The sequence below is a fragment of the Pseudoalteromonas sp. 2CM39R genome (assembly GCF_023161845.1).
In genome coordinates this window covers 90,898-106,633 of the sequence record NZ_JALNTM010000023.1, presented here as the reverse complement: position 1 = coordinate 106,633, position 15,736 = coordinate 90,898, and the positions used below count along the sequence as shown (strand labels likewise).

The following is a 15,736-nucleotide window of genomic DNA, read 5'->3' as shown; positions in this document are numbered from 1 at the left end:
CGATAGCTCAGTTGGTAGAGCAGAGGATTGAAAATCCTCGTGTCCCTGGTTCGATTCCGGGTCGAGGCACCATTTATACAAAGCCTCGCACATGCGGGGCTTTTTTGTTTCTGAATTTAGCTTAGCCATTGTTCGGCATAGAACTACGTTCGATTATAAAATACATCCTTGTATTTTCCCCTTCGGGCCATCTTTCAGATGTTAAAAATTGTTCCTGACAATTTTTTGCCGGGTCGAGGCACCATTAATACAAAGCCTCGCACATGCGGGGCTTTTTTGTTTCTGAATTTAGCTTAGCCATTGTTCGGCATCGAACTACGTTCGATTATAAAATACAAGGATGTATTTTCCCCTTCGCGCCATCTTTCAGATGTTAAAAATTGTTCCTGACAATTCTTTGCCGCTTTAGCTGGTGTAATGCCAACAGCAAACCCTGCCGTCTTTTCTATATCTACTTTTTAAGAGTTTCAATTAATTCTTTGGTTAAAGGTTAGCTTACTCATTTATTTGTGAATATTACGTTAGTGCTTGGCGTATTAAATACACTTATAAACTAATCGCAAGCTATGTAATGTTATGTAAAGTCAATTGAGCAACGTTTGTTAAAGTGATTGAATAACATTCATAAATAGCACTAATCAGGTTTAAACATGATGTGGCAATATAAGCCATCTTTATTAGCAATAAGCATTATAGTGTTGAGCGGTTGTGCGAGTAACTTAAACCAATCGCAGCGCGAACAAACTCCAAATAATTTACCACAGCAGTGGCAACAACAAGCATCAAGTTCTGTATTAAAAGTGGATGATGAATGGTTAACTCAACTACACACGCCATTACTTAATAAATACGTAAAACAAGCGCTTAAAAACAACCAACAACTATTACAAACCAGCTATGATGTCGCTATTACTAAGCAGCAACTAATAGCAACCGGAACAGCTCTTTGGCCTAGTTTAGATTTATCTTCGCGTACTAGCCGCAGTAAAGGTAACCGGCCTGTTAGCTATAATAATGCCAGCTCTGTCAGCTTAAACTTAAATTACGAAGTTGACTTATGGGGTAAGCTGTCAGATTCAAAACGAGAAGCTAACCTTTCATATTTAGCGCAAAAAGCGCGTTTTGAACAAGCTAAACAACAACTCGTTTCAGATGTTGTTCAAGGTTGGTTTGATGTTGTGTCTGCGCAGCAGCTGCTTGATTTATACAAACGCCGTGAAGAAAATGCTAAGCAAAATCTCGATATAATTGAATCGGGTTACCGCCAAGGTATAAACGAAGCGCTCGATGTTTATTTAGCCCGCAATGAGCTAAATAACGAACGCTCACGCATTGCCACTCAAACAGCGAGCCTATCAAGTGCAGCGCGAGTGCTTGAACGCTTACTAGGTGAGTACCCAAAAGGGGCTATTGCAGCAAGTACTGACTTACCGGTTGTTGATACCGAAATTCCAGTTGGTATTCCTTCAGAGCTCATTACTCGAAAGCCTGCATTACTTGCTAGTTGGTACGAGTTATTAGCTAGTGATGCGTCACTGGCTTATGCGCATAAACAGCGCTTTCCGAGTTTAAATTTAACTGCAAGCTTAAGTGATAGTACAGATCGAGTGAGTGATTTGTTTTCTCCTTCAAGCCTCGCATGGTCTTTACTCGGAAGTATTTCGGCACCTATTTTTGAGGGAGGGCGTTTACAAGCCAATGAAGAGATAGCGCGTCTGAATACTCAAAAGCAAGAGCAACAATACTTGCAAACTCTGTACGATGCATTTGCTGATGTAGAAAATGCAATATCGCAGCAGCAGTCTTTAAAAGCGCAGTACACCAGTACCCTTGAAGCAAAAAAAAATGCACTTGCGGCCGAGCAGTTATCGTTTGAGCAATATCAAAGTGGCTTGGTCACTTACACCACAGTATTGGATGCACAAGGGCGCTCGTTCGATGCGCAAAGTTCATTAATACAAATTAAAAACCAATTAATCGCAAATAGAATTAACCTACATGTTGCCCTTGGTGGTGATTTTGAAAAACCGTCAAGCGACTTAAAGAGCAATAACGATGAACACTAAAACAGCTAAAATTATTATTCCAGCCGCGGTTGTTGTTACCGCTCTTTTAATTGTATTTTTTATTAAGAGTAATCCGCCAGAGGCGAGACGCTTTAGTTCAGCACCAAAAGCAGCAATTAGTGTGTCTGTACTTGAGCTTGTGCCTCAAAGTTATCAAGTAATGATAGACAGCTACGGTACGGTAAAACCTCGAACACAAAGCTTACTTGTTGCTCAAGCATCTGGGCAAATAATTGAAGTGAGCGATGAGTTTAGAGAAGGTGGTTTTTTTGAAAAAGGCGACGTGTTATTAAAGCTAGATGATAGAGATCATCAGGCAGAGGTTAAATCTGCTCAAGCTAATTTACTCACAGCAGAGCAAAGCTTATTAGAAGAAAAGGCCCGCGGGCAACAAGCACTAACTGATTGGAAGCGCCTTGGTGGTTCAAGCCAAGCCAGCAGCTTGGTATTACGTGAGCCGCAATTAGCAGCTGCGCAAGCACAAGTGCTATCGGCTCAAGCTGCTCTTGAAAAAGCTGAGCTTGATTTAGAACGGACAAAGGTTACTGCACCTTATGCTGGGCGCATACTGAGTCGTAGTGTCGATTTAGGTCAAGTAGTGAGTAACAATACCCAACTTGCCACTATTTACGCTATTGATAGTGTTGAAATTCGCTTACCAATAAAAAATAAAGACCTTTCGTTTGTTAACCTGCCAGAGCAATACCGTGATGGTGCTAAAAACCAAGCGGGTTCGTTAGTTAAATTTAGTTCTGATTTAGTGGGTGAGCAAACATGGCAAGGCCAACTTGCACGCACTGAAGGCGCTATTGACGAAAACGCGCAGCAACTTTACGTGGTAGCAAAAATAGACGACCCATATAAATCAACCGCCAGTAATCAGTATCCAATTAAAATAGGGCAATACATTAAGGCGCAAATAGCGGGTAAAACAGTGCAAAATACGTTGATCATTCCTAACAGCACAATTTATCAAGGTGCTTATGTTTATGTGGTTGAAGGTGATGTATTAAAGCGTAAAAACGTTACTTTTGCATGGCAAAACGCCAATCAAGCAATGATCAAAACCGGTTTAAAAGCGAACGATAAATTAGTTGTCACGCCGCTAGGTCAAGTAAGCTCAGGCACTAAAGTGAGTATTTTAGGTGCACAGCCAAAAGAAAAAGTACCTAAAAATAAGCGCCCGACTCGTGAGCAGCTAGAGCAAAAAGCAAAAGAGCTTGGTATTAGTGTTGAAGAGTTAATAAAAAATCGTCGCGCGGCCAAGCAAGGAGATAAAGCATGATTGCTTGGTTTACCAAAAACCATGTTGCTGCCAACTTATTGTTAGTAACTTTGTTGTTGTCGGGACTATTTAGTTTATCGAGTAAAATACCACTTGAAGTATTTCCGTCCTTTGAAACCGATATGATAAGCGTAGGTGTTAGCTTGCGTGGTGCAACCCCTGAAGATGTAGAGCAGGGCGTAACTATTCGTATTGAAGAAGCGGTGCAAGACTTAGAGGGAATTAAACAAATATTTAGCCGCTCGTCAGAGGGCTCAGGCTCTGTAACTATTGAGGTTGAAAGCGGTTACGATCCTCGTGAGTTATTAGCTGATATTAAAAGTCGAGTCGATGCGATTAATACATTTCCTGGCGATGCAGAAAAACCGATTGTTGCGCTGGCTGAGCGCAAAAGAGAAGTAATAGCTGTTACTGTATCAAGCGATTATGGCGAAAAAGAAACGCGTGAATATGCCGAAAAAGTGCGAGATCAAATACTGCGTTTGCCTAACGTAACGCAGGTAGAGCTAAGTGGTGTACGAGACTACGAGTTAGCTATTGAAGTTGGCCAAGATACACTTCGCCAATATAGCCTAAGCCTTGCGCAAATATCGAGTGCTATTGCTAATTCAAGTTCTGATATTTCTGCCGGTAACTTAAAAACAGAAGGTGGCGATGTACTAATTAGCTCAAAAGGGCAGGCTTATCGTAAAGATGAATTTGCCAGCATAGTAGTAAAAAACCAAGCCGACGGAACGATTATCCGCTTAGGTGATATTGCTACAATTAAAGACGGTTTTGAAGAAACGCCAGTACGCACCCGTTTTAATGGTAAGCAAGCGGCGTTTATAGACGTTTACCGAATTGGCCCGCAAAGCGCGATAACCGTGGCAGACGATGTTAAAAACTACATTGAAGAACAGCAAGCCACGCTACCACAAGGTTTTAAACTAAGTTATTGGGACGACGATTCAGAGCTAGTTAAAAGCCGTATCGCCACCTTAACCAGTAATGCTTTACAGGGTGGTATTTTAGTACTGGCACTACTCACGCTATTTTTACGCCCAGCAATTGCATTTTGGGTGTTTATTGGTATTCCTGTATCGTTTATGGGCGCATTTATCGCGATGCCAATTTTTGGTGTAACGTTAAATATAATGAGCTTATTCGGCTTTATTTTAGTACTTGGTATTGTAGTAGATGACGCCATAGTAACCGGCGAAAACGTGTATACCCATTTAAAAACGGCAAAATCCGGTGAGCAGGCTGCTATATTGGGTACTCAAGAAGTTGCGACTCCGGTTACCTTTGGTGTACTGACTACCGTTGCTGCCTTTTTACCTTTAGCATTTATTGAAGGGGCGCGCGGCGCCTTATTTGCACAAATTCCGGTAGTGGTTATTCCAGTTTTATTGTTTTCGCTAATTGAATCTAAATTTGTATTACCAGCACATTTAAAATACATAAAACTACGCCACCAAAAAGGTGAACCATCTAAGCTTGAAGCGATTCAACAACGCTTTGCTGATGGCTTTGAAAGTGCAATTTTAAAATATTACCAACCTATATTAAACACTGCTTTACGCCATAAACTAGCAACGGTTAGTTTATTTGTGGGGGTATTTTTTATTATTTTAACCATGATCACCAGTGGTTGGACTAAGTTTATCTTTTTCCCACGAATTCCTAGCGAAACTGTACGAGTCAATCTAACACTGCCAACAGGTACACCGTTTGAAGTAACCAATAAATACGTGATTGATATGTCTGAAAAAGCGCAGCAATTACAAGACAAATATCGCGATCCTAATACAGGCGAAAGCGTTATTTTAAATATATTAGCCACTACTGGCGGACGCGGTGGCGCGTCTAACTCCGGAGCGGTACGCTTTGAGATTACACCTGCTGAGCAGCGTGAGTCAGATATAGGTTCGCGAGAGCTTGCTAGTGAATGGCGCGATTTAATTGGTGTTATTCCTGGCGCTGAAAGCCTAACATTTAGAGCTGAAATTGGCCGAAGTTCAGACCCAATAGACGTTCAACTAAGTGGTACTTCACTAACAATATTGCAAGATGTAGCTGATAATATTAAAAATCGTTTAGCAACGTACCCAACGGTGTTTGATATTGCTGACAGTATGTCTGACGGTAAAGAAGAGTTGCGTATAGAGCTTACGCAACAAGGTTTGGCGCTTGGTTTAAACCGTGTAAATGTGGCAGGACAAGTGCGTAATTCGTTTTTTGGCTCGCAGGTTCAGCGTATTCAACGCGGACGAGACGACGTGCGTGTAATGGTTCGTTTACCTATTGATGAGCGCCGCTCTGTAGCTGATTTACAAAACATACTAATAAGCACTCCCGATGGCGGTTCTGTGCCATTGTCGCACGTGGCAACACTTACGGCAGGACAAAGCCCATCAACCATAAACCGTATTGATCGTTATCGCACACTAAACGTGACGGCTGATATTGAAAAAAACAACACCAACATGACGGTGCTTCAAGCCGACCTAGCACAATATTTAGACGAGTTAATGCAGCAATACCCAGGTGTTGATTACAAACTCGAAGGTGAAGCCAAAGAGCAAAGAGAGTCGTTTGGCTCATTGGCTTGGGCGTTAGTGTTTGTGTTTTTTATAATTTATGCGTTATTGGCCATTCCGTTTAAGTCATACATGCAACCAATTATTGTTATGAGTGTTATTCCATTTGGCATGATTGGCGCAGTAGTAGGGCACTGGATAATGGGTATGGATTTAACAATTATGAGCCTACTAGGTATGCTTGCGTTAATAGGGGTTGTAGTGAACGATTCGCTTGTATTAGTGGATTTCATTAATAAAAAACGCAGCGAAGGTGGCGATTTAATAGAGGCAGTTAAACTTGCTGGCGCATCGCGCTTTCGCCCAGTTATGCTCACCAGTTTAACCACTTTTATAGGTTTAATGCCGCTGCTGTTTGAAAAGGCGACTCAGGCGCAGTTTTTAATACCTATGGCAGTAAGCTTAGGATTTGGGATTATATTTGCGACTTTTATAACCTTATTACTTGTTCCCGTTAACTATATGCTGATGGAGCGCTTTCAAGGTTGGTTTAAGTAGTGTTAGGCATTAAAAAGACAAAGGGATAGGTGTTAGAAATAAGTTTAATATCGGGCTGTGGAAACGCAGTTCGATATATTTAAAGACGAAAGATAGGGAATATTTAGTTATAAAGAAATGCTTGATAACCTAAGCTATAAAGGAAGGTGTTCCCCGAGAATGCGGTGCCCGGTGTCAGTCCTGAAACCTTGAGGTTTCAGGGCGGAAATCTGCGGTTTACCGTAGGCTTCTCGGTACATGCCGAGCTTGCACAATAGTAAACGAACAAAAATCCTGGTATAAAATTTATCGGCTCAGGGACTTAACCAAGCTCCTGCACCCCAGGGAACAAATTTAGTATATAAGACATATTCCAATCCTTAAACCCCAATCGTAAAAAATTAAACTGTTCGCTCAGTTTTCCTGCAAATTTAATCTTGTATTTACTTTTAAGATTGCTTTTTGAACTCAATTTGCTTTTCAATCGCTTGCTTTTGACCTCAGTCATAGAATTCATTGGAGTTGCTTTTTATCGAGTGGTAGCATTGCTTTAATTAGCAAAGCGAAGACGTCATTATGAATAACTTACCAGATTACGAAAAAGCCCAACTTCTTTTAGAGAAAAATGAAATATTTGTATCACCCGCAGAAGCGCATGGCGTTATTAGCGGCTTACTTGCTTGTGGGCTAAGCATTGACGATAAAGAATACTTAGGCTTACTGAGCGATGTATTTAATGATGGCGAGTCGTTTAGCAACGATTTAAAACAGTTTTTTGGCCAAATTTATCAACAAGTGGTTGAAAGTTTTAATAACGAAGAGTTTCAATTTGACTTGTTTTTACCTAGTGATGACGAAACACTCATCGATCAGGCTAACGGGCTCGTATCATGGGTAGCTGGGTTTATGTTGGGTTTTGGCTTAAAGCAAAAAGATTATGGCAAGCTGTCGGCAGATGTAAAAGAAGTGATCAGCGACTTTAGCGAGATTACACGCCTAGATACAACCTTTGAAGAAACCGAAGAAGATAGCCAAGCACTGCATGAAGTGATTGAGTACGTACGCGTATCGGCACTACTGTGTTTTGCTGAGCTAGGCAAAGAGCAAAATCCACAAAGCAACAAAAAAACACTGCATTAATTGAGCAACACAATAAAAATAATGGGTTAGTTATTAATGGTTGAAATACAAAAGTCAGAGTTTAAAGCGCGCCGCGAGCGTTTATTGGCGGCAATGGATAATAACAGTATTGCTATAATTCCCGCAGCAACAGAACTCACGCGCAGCCGTGATACTCATTATCCCTTTCGACAAGACAGTGACTTTTTTTACTTAACTGGTTTTAACGAACCTGATGCGGTATTGGTGTTATGCAAAGACAGTGATACGCCTTCTATATTGTTTTGTTTAGATAAAGACAAACTTGCAGAGGTATGGCACGGCAGACGCATTGGTTTTGAAAAAGCACAAAGCGAATACTTATTCGACAAAACTTATGCACTTAGTGAGCTAAATGAACAATTATTGAATTTGGTGAACGGCCAACAGATTTTATTTTATGCACAAGGGACGTATCCTGCCTTTGATGGCAAAGTATTTTCAATGCTTAACACTTTGCGCAGTGCCCCTAAAAAAGGGGATACCGCACCGAGTACAATTAAAGATATTCGCCCTTTATTGCATGAAATGCGCTTATTTAAATCGCCAGGCGAAATTAACATTATGCGTGAGGGCTGTGAAATAAGCGCTCGAGCACACATGCGAGCCATGCGTTTTTCCCACGTTGGCGCAACCGAGTTTCAATTAGAGGCAGAGCTTCATCATCACTATGCAATGAACGGTGCACCACATCCTGCTTATGGCACTATTGTCGGCAGTGGCGATAACGCCAATATTTTGCACTACACCCAAAATAGCGACGTATTAAACAATGGCGACTTAGTACTGATTGATTCAGGCTGTGAGCTACAAGGCTACGCCGCCGATATAACGCGTACTTTCCCCGTTAACGGTAAATTTAGCTCTGAGCAAGCTGCGCTTTATAATATTGTACTCAAAGCGCAAGAAGTCGCTTTTAGCGAAATAAAACCCGGTGGCCTCTTATCTCAGGCAAATAAACTCGCTATGCAAGTACTAACCCAAGGGTTACTTGATTTAGGTATTTTAACCGGCGATTTTGATGAGTTAATGGCACAAGGTGCCTGTAAAGAATACTACATGCATGGTCTTGGTCACTGGTTAGGACTTGATGTTCATGATGTGGGCGATTACAAGGTTAATAACCAAGAGCGTGTCTTAGAGCCGGGTATGGTGCTAACCATTGAGCCTGGGCTGTATATTAGTAAAGACTCAAATGCGCCTCAAAAATACCAAGGTATAGGTATTCGTATTGAAGATAACTTATTAGTAACTGATTCAGGTCACGACAACTTAACCATTAGCGTGCCTAAAACAATTAGTGAAATAGAAGCGTTAATGCAAAGCGCTAAAAACGCATAAGCTTGGAGATAAAAGTGGCTAAGCAGTTTGATATTGTAGTAATTGGTGGTGGTTTAGTCGGCGCAAGTTGTGCTCTAAGTATAAGTAAAAAAAATCCCAGCTTAAATATTGCTGTAATTGAAGCAAATCAAGTAACCACTGATTATCACCCAAGCTTTGATGACAGAAGCATCGCACTTGCCCAGCAGTCGGTAGAGTATTTACAAAGCCTCAATTTATTTGAAATGAACGCTCCCTATGCTGCGGCCATAAAAAAAGTGAGTGTGTCAGACAAAGGGCACTTTGGTAAAACCCATATACAGTGTAATGAATTTGCAAAACCCTCATTAGGTTATGTGGTAGAGGTAAACCCATTTGGCAGAGCGCTGCATCAGCGTTTAATGCAATCAAACATATCGCTTTTTTGCCCAGATAGCGTATCAGCGATAAAACAAAACGCCGATAGTAATGAACTTACATTACAAAGTAGCGAAAAACTCAGTGCTAAGCTGTTGGTGATTGCCGACGGTGCACAGTCGCCAACTCGTAATTTATTGGGGCTCGGCTTCAATACCCAGCCTTATGAACAAGGTGCGATTATTGCCAATATAGAAGTCGCTGGTGGACACCATCATCAGGCGTTTGAGCGGTTTACCCAAAATGGCCCAATGGCTTTATTACCCATGAGTAATAACCGCTATTCGTTAGTATGGTGTATGCGCCAAGAACATATTGAGCAGTATATGTCGCTAAGTGAACCAGACTTTATAAGTGCGCTGCAAACTGCCTTTGGTTATCGTGCAGGGCAATTTATAAAAGTAGGGATGCGCGCCAGTTATCCGCTGGTTTATGGGCAAGTCGAATCGTTAACGGCGCACCGTACTGTGGTAATAGGTAACGCGGCACACGCCATTCATCCCATTGCAGGGCAAGGCTTTAATTTAGGGCTGCGAGATGTACAAGTGCTGAGTAACTTAATTGCAAACAGTGAACATGATTCAGGTAGCTATGCTTTTACTCGTCAATATTCAATCAAGCGCAGTGATGATATAAAAACCGTAATGACATTGACCGATGCCTTGGTTCGACTTTTTTCAAACTCATCACGTGTGTTAGCGCTTGGTCGAAGTATTGGGCTATTTTCAATGGATTTATTCCCTGCATTAAAAGCCCCATTAGCAAAACAATTAATGGGTCAAGTTAAACAAGGTACACGTTTATGAAACAAGTACAGGTTTGTATAGTGGGTGGTGGCTGCGTTGGGTTAACGCTGGCGCTCGGGCTTGCTAAAGCGAATATTAGCGTGGCTGTGTTAGATGCTGCGCCAACTCAAGCTCCACCTAGCGATGATTATGGCTTACGAGTTAGTGCACTAAGTATAGCCAGCCAAACCTTGCTGGAGCAATTAAATGTATGGCCACACATAATAGCTGGGCGTGCTTGTGCTTATACGCACATGGATGTTCGTGATGCCGACAGCTTTGGTAAAATAGCCTTTAATAACGAGCAACTTGAGCTTGAGCATTTAGGGCACATAGTTGAAAACGACATTATTCGCTTTGCACTAATAAAAGAGCTTGAGCAGCAAAGTAATGCCACAGTGATGTTTGATACCGAGTATCAGCAAATACATCAAAGTGAGTCTGATGTATTTATTAATTTAAAAACTGGCGAACCTATTATTGCTAAGTTGCTGGTGGCGGCTGATGGCGCAAATTCAGCGATTCGTAAACAGTTTAATATGGCGCTGAGCTTTAAAGATTACGATCACCATGCGTTAGTAGCGACAGTTAAAACCAAAGAGTCACATGAAAATACCGCACGCCAAGTGTTTTTACCAACCGGGCCACTAGCGTTTTTACCACTAAGCGATGAGCATACTCATTCAATTGTGTGGTCAACCAGCCCCAATCATTGCGATGAATTGTTAGCAATGGACGACACCGCCTTTAATAAAGCAGTTATGGCTGCCATAGATGGCCAATGTGGTTTATGTGAAGTGCAAAGTAAGCGCGTCGCATTCCCACTTAAAATGCGTTACGCCCAACAATGGGTTAATGGCAAGGTGGTGTTAATGGGCGATGCAGCGCATACCATTCATCCATTAGCAGGGCTCGGTATGAACCTGGGCCTAAAAGATGCCGCTTATTTAATTGAGCTACTAAGTCAAGACGTCAAAGAATTTGCCAGTACGCGCATACTGCGTGATTACGAGCGCACCCGTAAGCTCGACGCACAAAAACACATCGCCATGATGCAAGGGCTAAAAGAGCTATTTGAAGGTGCAAACCCAGTTAAAAAGCTTATTCGTGGAGTAGGGCTTTCACTCGTTGATAACCTTGGGCCAATAAAGCACCTATTCGCCAAAGAAGCGATAGGGAAGTGATAAAGACAAGCCGTCAGTTTTTAGCTATCAGCTTTAAGCCAAAGAAAAACCGATGTTTAGTTTAAACATCGGTTTTTTGTTTATAGGCTAATACTTTCTTTAGTGTATGCGTACAGCTTGCTGACGCGACAAGCGAAGCTCGTAATGCTTTAAATTAATGAGCTACAAATTTTCTTGTGCTTCATTCACCATATCTTTGAGCGCATCAACTAACATTGGATCTCGCGAGTTTTGTTTAGCAAGTTTTAGTGCGTTTTTCATACTGGTAACGGCTTCTTTAAACTGTTTGTCAGCAGTGTAACCTTGCGATAATCGCATGTGGGAGTATGCAGCATTAGGATAATCGCTAGTAAAGCGTTTAAGTGTGGAAATAGCTTTTTTAGTGTTACCAAACTTTTGCTGACTATGCGCAAATTCTACGTACACATCTTGTGGAATTTTAAGCTCAAATCCGTACTTATCACTAAGTGCTTGGTAATAACCGGTAATCAATGATACATCCGCAAATTTTCCGTGCTCGTCAGTCACTTTAAATATTAGGTCGCTAAATAAGTGAATTAAGCTATCGCTAAGTGCTGGAAGTATGGTGCCCATATGAGTAAAAGAGGGGTAATGCTTATATTTCCATTTTAGCTGCGTGGGCATTTGTTGCTCTAAATTTACTAAAATATTTAATGCACCTGTATAAAAGCGTGCGCCTTCACTTGCTACACTAATAAATAACGCTTGAGCGCCTTTAGGGTTTTTAGTGTATTTAATAATATTATTCTTTAACTCTTCATCACTCCACCAACTATTTGGGCTTATGGCTATATAGTTGTTAAATAATTCCGGCTGATTAACTAAAGTATAAAGCGCTAATGTACCAGCATTAGAATGACCAATTAAGGTGTTGTAACCATTAGTTGGGTAGTTGCTATTTATATAGGGCATGAGCTCATCAGACACGAACTTTAAAAAATTATCGGTTTGCCCTGCGTCAGGCCATTTACTTTTAACAAAGGTTTGAAACTCAGTTTTAGGCTCCCCTTGTACTTTAGGTAAGTAATCACGAACACGGTTAGTTGTATCAATAGCAACAAGCATTGCATTAGGTATCTGCTCGTAATCAACAAGGGATTTGATTACGCCAGACGCCGTATGAAAGTGCTCAACACCATCAAGTAAATAAATAACATAAAGGGGCTGATCATCTTTTACGGTTTCAGGTATGAAGATTCTGAGAGGTCTGTCTTCGTTAAGTATTTTTGATTGTAGAATGACCTTTTTACCCACGGTTATGTCGATTGTAGCGGTGTCTGCATAGCTTAAAAAAGGCGTACTAAAAGTAAGTATTAACACAAGCGATAGTAAAAGCTTCATAAATATCCTTATTAAATAATGTGTTGCTCAATAATTGCACGACTTTAGATTTGAGTAAATGTTTATATTTTAGGGGCAAATGTAGGGCTTAAGTAATTAAAGGCTACGCTTTTCACGCGAGCAAGCTCGCGCCTACCTAGTAAATATTAAACACTTATCTTTATTTTACTTATTGATATAAAGGGAGCATCCAATAATATCTTCCCGAAACCCGAAACCCGAAACCCGAAACCCGAAACCCGAAACCCGAAACCCGAAACCTTTAACACTTATCTATCAAAGCTTAAAAACCTGCTTGCTTAATTATCCTACTAAGCGTAAAATGCGCGCTCATTTCGGCTTTTAAACTATTAATTCCTTGCCTTAAACCGACCGGCCGAAACGGTAGAAGGCTCTATTAACCGTAAGGAATATCCATGCGTCATTACGAAATCGTATTCATGGTTCACCCTGATCAGAGTGAGCAAGTATCTGGTATGATCGAACGTTATACTGGTTCTATCACTGAAGCAGGTGGTACTATCCACCGTCTTGAAGACTGGGGCCGTCGTCAACTGGCTTACCCAATCAACAAGCTTCATAAAGCTCATTATGTTCTTATGAACGTTGAAGCACCAACTGAAGTAATCAGCGAGCTAGAAACTACTTTCCGCTACAACGATGCAGTGCTTCGTAACTTAGTTATGCGTACTAAAAACGCTGTAACTGAAGCGTCTCCTCTTGTAAGAGAAGAGAAGAAAGAAGCACCAGCTGCTTAATTGTTTTGAGTCCTAGCATGGCACGTAGTCAGCAGTTACTATAATGGTTAGCCCATATACGAATCAGCTGGTTATATCGGGGGTAGTTTGTAAAACACCCAAGTTTAGCCAAAGCCCCGCGGGCATACCGCATTGTATTTTTGTTGTAGAACATAAATCAATGCAAGTTGAAGCAGATCTTAACCGTAACAGTTATGTTAGGCTTCAGGTGGTTGCCAGTGGTAAGCAAATGCAACAACAGACTCAACATTTGCACGTTGGGCAGGCATTGCAAGTGAGTGGTTTTTTAAATCGCCACGAAGGTCGTAACGGCCTTAGCCAATTGGTTTTGCATGCTCAGCATATAGAAAGAATTATTTGAGGAATTAATCTCATGGCACGTTATTTCAGACGTCGTAAGTTCTGCCGCTTTAAAGCGGAAGGCGTACAACAAATCGATTACAAAGATCTAGCTACTCTTAGAAACTATGTTACAGAAAGTGGCAAAATCGTACCTAGCCGTATCACAGGTACTAGCGCTAAATACCAGCGCCAGCTAGCAACAGCTATTAAGCGTGCTCGCTACTTAGCCCTTCTTCCATACACTGACTTACATAAGTAAGCAGCGGATTAACACGTTTTTAAAAGGTGTAGAAACATGCAAGTTATTCTACTAGATAAGATCGCTAACCTAGGTGGCCTAGGTGACCAGGTTGTAGTTAAATCTGGCTTCGCACGTAACTTCCTTTTCCCACAAGGTAAGGCAGTTCCTGCAACTAAAGCAAACATTGAAACGTTTGACGCACGTCGCGCAGAACTAGAAGCAAAAATCGCTGAACAGTTAACTGCAGCACAAGCACGCGCTGACAAACTTGAAGCATTAGCAGAAGTTACATTAGTATCTAAAGCTGGTGACGAAGGTAAATTATTCGGTTCAATCGGTACTCGTGACATCGCTGACGCTATCTCAGCTGTTGGTGTTGAAGTTGCTAAATCAGAAGTTCGTTTACCTCTAGGTACTATCCGTGAGACTGGCGAATTTGACGTTGCAATCGCAGTACACTCAGACGTAACAGCTACTATTAAAGTAATCGTTATTGCTGAAGCTTAATTTTTAAAATTAAGTTAAAAAAACCGTGCTTTGCACGGTTTTTTTGTGTCTAAAATTTATAACCCAAAGCAATAAATTGTTTGTTGTGGGTAAAATCAAACACCTTTCTAAAATAAACCTTAATTTTCTACAAATATTTTTTATTTCATTTAAACCTTTCTATTCTTCTGCGCGTCTTATAAGTTAAATTGCAATTACATAATTATAAACAGGAAAAATTTGCGATGTTAATGGACGCTAATCAGCCAATAACTGATCAAGTGCAGCAAATGCTTATTGATCAAGTTAAAAACGGTGACCAGTTAGCCTATAAAGCGCTCTATGACATGCATAAAGCAAAAGTTTATGGCTTATGCCTGAGGCTTATAGCCGATGAGGGTCATGCGCAAGATGCTACTCAAGAAGTGTTTGTGCAAGTATGGAACAAAATAGCGCAATTTGATGGACGTTCGCAGTTTTCCACTTGGCTTTACAGTGTCGCCAGTAATATTGCTATTAGTTATGTGCGCAGGCAAAAGCATTGGCTTAATAAAGTAATTAGTTTTGAGCAAAGCGGTATGGATGAGCAAACGGCAAATGACTGTAACGGATTAAATGGGCTAGATAAATTAATTGTTAGGCTGCCTGAGCGCGCAAGAATGGTATTTGTGCTTTATGCAGTAGAAGGTTACAGGCATGAGGAAATTGCAACCCTGTTAGGTATGGCGGTAGGCTCTAGTAAGGCGCAATATCATCGTGCAAGGCAATTATTAAAGCAGTGGTATGAAAATGAGTAAAACAAATTTTGATGACTACTTAAATGAGTCTTTAACCCAGTTAGATAAAAATATTCCACCAAAAAAAGAACTGTGGAATGGGATTGAGCGCGCAATAATAGCTAATAATCAGCCCACTATTAATACTAATCAATATTGGCCAAAGCTCACCGCCATTGCTGCATGTTTTACCGCGGTTTTGGTCAGCACAGTATTGTTATTTAAAGTACCAGAGGCAAATACTGCAGTGGCAATGAGTGAGTTTTTTACTAAACAAAAACAAAGTTTACTAGTGCAATATCAAAGCCAAGCAGCATTGACCGACAATTGGCAAGTACAGTTACAAGAACTTGAAGATGCAGAGCAAGCAATAAAGCAAACTCTTGAAAATGAACCGAAAAACAAGGCGCTATTGTCTATGTTAGCGCAAGTTTATCAACAACAACTCGACTTAATTAACAAGGTGCATGCACCGCGTTGGCAACACATCTAGGAGA

The 15,736-nt window shown here is 41.0% G+C and carries 14 protein-coding genes and 1 other RNA gene; 13 read left to right on the top strand and 2 right to left on the bottom strand.

Features of this window, described 5'->3' with window-relative positions; genetic code table 11:
* Positions 1-650 precede the first annotated feature (650 nt).
* Genes MTF66_RS32370 through MTF66_RS32360 form a run of 3 tightly spaced genes read left to right on the top strand, consistent with a single transcriptional unit; the run spans position 651 to position 6,431 of the window.
* The gene (locus MTF66_RS32370; protein ID WP_138622316.1) at positions 651-2,066 is read left to right on the top strand and encodes a TolC family protein; all 1,416 of its coding nucleotides are present in this window, start codon (positions 651-653) and stop codon (positions 2,064-2,066) included.
* Positions 2,056-3,351, top strand: coding sequence for an efflux RND transporter periplasmic adaptor subunit (locus MTF66_RS32365; RefSeq protein WP_055012862.1), 1,296 nt, complete (start codon positions 2,056-2,058; stop codon positions 3,349-3,351). Before MTF66_RS32370 ends, MTF66_RS32365 begins: the two co-directional genes overlap by 11 nt.
* Positions 3,348-6,431, top strand: a complete 3,084-nt coding sequence (locus tag MTF66_RS32360; protein ID WP_248529702.1) for an efflux RND transporter permease subunit — start codon at positions 3,348-3,350, stop codon at positions 6,429-6,431. Before MTF66_RS32365 ends, MTF66_RS32360 begins: the two co-directional genes overlap by 4 nt.
* Before the next feature lie 146 nt (positions 6,432-6,577).
* Here the strand turns inward: MTF66_RS32360 and ssrS are convergent.
* Positions 6,578-6,761, bottom strand: a non-coding RNA gene (gene ssrS, locus MTF66_RS32355) — 6S RNA.
* Positions 6,762-6,986: 225 nt separating this feature from the next.
* On the opposite strand from ssrS, the gene MTF66_RS32350 reads away from it, so the two are divergent.
* The 4 genes from MTF66_RS32350 to MTF66_RS32335 are packed head-to-tail and all read left to right on the top strand — an operon-like array spanning position 6,987 to position 11,274.
* Positions 6,987-7,550, top strand: a complete 564-nt coding sequence (locus MTF66_RS32350; RefSeq protein WP_008110427.1) for a UPF0149 family protein — start codon at positions 6,987-6,989, stop codon at positions 7,548-7,550.
* Positions 7,551-7,586: 36 nt separating this feature from the next.
* Positions 7,587-8,909: a Xaa-Pro aminopeptidase gene (pepP, locus tag MTF66_RS32345; protein WP_248529701.1), complete on the top strand. Its 1,323-nt coding sequence runs from the start codon at positions 7,587-7,589 to the stop codon at positions 8,907-8,909.
* Between the two features lie 14 nt (positions 8,910-8,923).
* Positions 8,924-10,111 carry a 2-octaprenyl-6-methoxyphenyl hydroxylase gene (ubiH, locus tag MTF66_RS32340; RefSeq protein ID WP_248529699.1) on the top strand — a complete coding sequence of 396 codons (1,188 nt, stop codon included), beginning with the start codon at positions 8,924-8,926 and terminating at the stop codon, positions 10,109-10,111.
* Positions 10,108-11,274: an FAD-dependent monooxygenase gene (locus tag MTF66_RS32335; protein ID WP_248529697.1), complete on the top strand. Its 1,167-nt coding sequence runs from the start codon at positions 10,108-10,110 to the stop codon at positions 11,272-11,274. Before ubiH ends, MTF66_RS32335 begins: the two co-directional genes overlap by 4 nt.
* 162 nt (positions 11,275-11,436) lie before the next feature.
* Here the strand turns inward: MTF66_RS32335 and MTF66_RS32330 are convergent, their stop codons facing one another.
* Complete coding sequence (locus MTF66_RS32330) at positions 11,437-12,636, bottom strand: alpha/beta hydrolase-fold protein (RefSeq protein WP_248529696.1); 1,200 nt, start codon at positions 12,634-12,636, stop codon at positions 11,437-11,439.
* 416 nt (positions 12,637-13,052) lie between these two features.
* On the opposite strand from MTF66_RS32330, the gene rpsF reads away from it, so the two are divergent.
* The 6 genes from rpsF (at position 13,053) to MTF66_RS32300 (ending at position 15,732) form a co-directional block, all read left to right on the top strand.
* A complete protein-coding gene (gene rpsF / locus MTF66_RS32325) occupies positions 13,053-13,394 on the top strand; it encodes a 30S ribosomal protein S6 (RefSeq protein WP_008110420.1) in 342 nt (113 codons plus the stop codon).
* A gap of 43 nt (positions 13,395-13,437) precedes the next feature.
* Positions 13,438-13,755, top strand: coding sequence for a primosomal replication protein N (priB, locus tag MTF66_RS32320; protein WP_008466122.1), 318 nt, complete (start codon positions 13,438-13,440; stop codon positions 13,753-13,755).
* A gap of 12 nt (positions 13,756-13,767) precedes the next feature.
* The gene (gene rpsR / locus MTF66_RS32315) at positions 13,768-13,995 is read left to right on the top strand and encodes a 30S ribosomal protein S18 (protein WP_002962753.1); all 228 of its coding nucleotides are present in this window, start codon (positions 13,768-13,770) and stop codon (positions 13,993-13,995) included.
* Positions 13,996-14,031: 36 nt separating this feature from the next.
* Positions 14,032-14,484 (top strand): 50S ribosomal protein L9, encoded by a 453-nt coding sequence (rplI, locus tag MTF66_RS32310; protein ID WP_008110407.1) that lies wholly within the window; start codon positions 14,032-14,034, stop codon positions 14,482-14,484.
* A gap of 224 nt (positions 14,485-14,708) precedes the next feature.
* Positions 14,709-15,260, top strand: a complete 552-nt coding sequence (locus tag MTF66_RS32305) for an RNA polymerase sigma factor (RefSeq protein WP_248529694.1) — start codon at positions 14,709-14,711, stop codon at positions 15,258-15,260.
* Positions 15,247-15,732, top strand: coding sequence for a hypothetical protein (locus MTF66_RS32300; RefSeq protein WP_010390851.1), 486 nt, complete (start codon positions 15,247-15,249; stop codon positions 15,730-15,732). Before MTF66_RS32305 ends, MTF66_RS32300 begins: the two co-directional genes overlap by 14 nt.
* Positions 15,733-15,736: the final 4 nt, after the last annotated feature.

Bases quoted from the DNA above. Each gene is read 5' to 3' on its own strand.
- MTF66_RS32370 (WP_138622316.1), top strand. From the start codon at position 651: ATGATGTGGCAATATAAGCCATCTTTATTAGCAATAAGCATTATAGTG.
- MTF66_RS32365 (WP_055012862.1), top strand. From the start codon at position 2,056: ATGAACACTAAAACAGCTAAAATTATTATTCCAGCCGCGGTTGTTGTT.
- MTF66_RS32360 (WP_248529702.1), top strand. From the start codon at position 3,348: ATGATTGCTTGGTTTACCAAAAACCATGTTGCTGCCAACTTATTGTTA.
- MTF66_RS32350 (WP_008110427.1), top strand. From the start codon at position 6,987: ATGAATAACTTACCAGATTACGAAAAAGCCCAACTTCTTTTAGAGAAA.
- pepP (WP_248529701.1), top strand. From the start codon at position 7,587: ATGGTTGAAATACAAAAGTCAGAGTTTAAAGCGCGCCGCGAGCGTTTA.
- MTF66_RS32335 (WP_248529697.1), top strand. From the start codon at position 10,108: ATGAAACAAGTACAGGTTTGTATAGTGGGTGGTGGCTGCGTTGGGTTA.
- MTF66_RS32330 (WP_248529696.1), bottom strand. From the start codon at position 12,636: ATGAAGCTTTTACTATCGCTTGTGTTAATACTTACTTTTAGTACGCCT.
- rpsF (WP_008110420.1), top strand. From the start codon at position 13,053: ATGCGTCATTACGAAATCGTATTCATGGTTCACCCTGATCAGAGTGAG.
- priB (WP_008466122.1), top strand. From the start codon at position 13,438: ATGGTTAGCCCATATACGAATCAGCTGGTTATATCGGGGGTAGTTTGT.
- rpsR (WP_002962753.1), top strand. From the start codon at position 13,768: ATGGCACGTTATTTCAGACGTCGTAAGTTCTGCCGCTTTAAAGCGGAA.
- rplI (WP_008110407.1), top strand. From the start codon at position 14,032: ATGCAAGTTATTCTACTAGATAAGATCGCTAACCTAGGTGGCCTAGGT.
- MTF66_RS32305 (WP_248529694.1), top strand. From the start codon at position 14,709: ATGTTAATGGACGCTAATCAGCCAATAACTGATCAAGTGCAGCAAATG.
- MTF66_RS32300 (WP_010390851.1), top strand. From the start codon at position 15,247: ATGAAAATGAGTAAAACAAATTTTGATGACTACTTAAATGAGTCTTTA.